Origin of the sequence: Succinivibrio sp. (genome assembly GCF_045124615.1) — a bacterium.
Taxonomy (GTDB): domain Bacteria; phylum Pseudomonadota; class Gammaproteobacteria; order Enterobacterales; family Succinivibrionaceae; genus Succinivibrio; species Succinivibrio faecicola.
The window spans coordinates 1-2,332 of the sequence record NZ_JBGVMC010000138.1; the positions used below are offsets into that span (position 1 = coordinate 1).

A 2,332-nucleotide genomic window follows, 5' to 3' on the forward strand; every position below is an offset into this window, starting at 1 on the left:
AATCGAATACTTATCAGATAAAGTAATTATTGGATTTGGATGTGGAATACAAGGAAGACGTAGTGCGTATTATCTGAAGACTTGGGGGTTACAGGATAATGCAAAGGCATTTATAGATTATTTATTCACTGATGAAGCTCAACAAATGGTTGCTGATACTTATTTATTACCAGGACGTAGTGATGTGACTTGTGATAATCGTACTAACTTAAATGATATTCCACAAATTGATTGTGATTGGGATAAGATGGTTGATACTTCAGCTGATATAGCTGAAAAAGTCATTGAGTTAACTAGTAAAGGTAGAGTAAAAAGTTTATGAAAACTATATAGATACATTAGTAATTTTTATATAAATTTTATACTCTAATCTGATATTCTTGGAAAATTAATGAGTTTGGAATTTTCTAAAAGGATTGAACGACCTAAAAGTGGTTTAATTAGCTGATTTTGGGCGCAATGAGGGTATCGTCTCCAAAACAGTATGTTTTGAGAAGGGATTAGTCAGACATTTCAGTATGATATTTGTGACTGACCTTAATAAGCTTTAGCCACTGATCAGGCATAAGCATATTATGATCAGGCTGATTATCATCTACTGGCGTTTTGTATCCTAGTGATGAATGCTGTCTTAAAAAATTGAAGAAACATACGAATAAGACCATATAGGTATTGGCACCTTCAAGTTTGTCATAACCATTAGTGCCATAATAGTTCTGTTTATATGTCCTGTTAAGTCTTTCTTCAATCTGCTTGAATGGTCTGTACTTCTTTGATTCATCATCTTTATTTTTAACACCAATAACCTGATGAAGTTCAAATTTGATGTTATTTATATCAAAGAATAACTGTGCAGCATTGTATATAGGATTGGCATCAGTAATAAGCGTAAGATCAGCAGGAATATTTCCATGATAATGCTTTAATGAATCATGAATAGACTGACATGCATTCTTTGTATCTCTTGTAGGATATATTGTGTATGATGTAATAATCTTTGATTTAGGATCAGACCAGAAGAATACGTAATGATTCTTGCCTCTGACTTTGATATAAGTTTCATCACCACATAAAACATTTCCTAGTTTATAAGGATAATTATCAACCATATCCTTTACAAGAGAAGATACTGTGCTGGCATAATTAATAACAGTCTGGTGAGAGATATTAACTCCATGAACCTGTTTAAGGATAAGAGCGGTCTTTCTAGAACCGAGACCATAATTGACATAATAAGTCAACACAAGACCTAAGACACGTTCATCAAAGTGAATTCTTGATAAACTGACTTTTGTATCAGTATTACTGGTATTTGATTTAAGTTCATTAAGATTGAACCTGAATTCACGGTAATGATAATGCAGTCGATATTCACCTGAAGAGGTTTTCAGATGCTCACCACTGGCTTGTTTGACAAGATCTTTATTATGCTGAAAATAAGAACACTTCTTATTGTTGCATATATAGACAATATAGCCTTTGCGGTCATGTTTCTTGTCAAGCTTACATTTACAGTGAGGGCAGTAGATGCCAACATCTCCACTGACGGTTGTTTTGACTGTAAAAGTATTCCTGCATGCCTTGCATTGAAACTGACCTTTGCCTTTATTGTTATCGTAGATATATTCCTTAGGAGCACCACAGTAGGGACAGGTGCCTTCAAAGGAAAAATTATCACTTCTTCTTCTGACAGGAGAAATATGATTATCTTTAATAATATTCTCAAAGGATAACTGTTCACTGACTTTGGGATTAGAGAATAATGGAGGTTCATCAATCTTGAAATCAGCATAAGGAATAGTAGAATCTTTATTGGAAGAATGTTTAAGCTTTTTAACTTCTTTTTTAAGCATGGGATTAACGTTATCCTTAAGATAGGCATTCAGAGATTCTATATGCTTTGATGCCTCATTAAGATGATAAATGAAATCATCGTTATTAAGCTTATAGGAAATATCAGAAGAGATATTCTTAAGAATAAATAAAGGTTCTATAAACTGAGAAAATAAAAAAGAAGTTTTAGAAAAACTGTTAATTAAATCTTTAATATGTGTTATACTGTCCATGATGAAATCTCCTTATGATGTATTTATGGTTGGCGCTAGAAGTATAACATAAGAATTTCATCTTTTTTAGTTAAATCGTAAAAAAGATGACTATTGAAGATATATACAGTAGTCATTTTACTGTTTATATAGATAAAAATGAAGAGTAGTGAATTTTTATATCTTAATTGATATTTTTGACACTACCATAATATTTTCGAGGTGATAATTATGACTCCTAAAGAACTATTAACTATTTATAAGAATTTTGCAGTTATTGGGGTAAC

The 2,332-nt window shown here is 31.7% G+C and carries 1 protein-coding gene and 1 pseudogene; one reads left to right on the plus strand and one right to left on the minus strand.

Annotation, left to right across the window (positions count from 1 at the left end):
* A pseudogene (locus ACJML3_RS03650) lies at positions 1 to 322 on the plus strand (hypothetical protein); the annotation flags it as partial.
* Positions 323 to 500: 178 nt separating this feature from the next.
* Here the strand turns inward: ACJML3_RS03650 and ACJML3_RS03655 are convergent.
* Positions 501 to 2,066 (minus strand): DDE-type integrase/transposase/recombinase, encoded by a 1,566-nt coding sequence (locus ACJML3_RS03655; RefSeq protein WP_406020714.1) that lies wholly within the window; start codon positions 2,064 to 2,066, stop codon positions 501 to 503.
* Positions 2,067 to 2,332: the final 266 nt, after the last annotated feature.

Coding starts and splice junctions, on each gene's coding strand:
- ACJML3_RS03655 (WP_406020714.1), bottom strand. CDS start 2,066: ATGGACAGTATAACACATATTAAAGATTTAATTAACAGTTTTTCTAAA.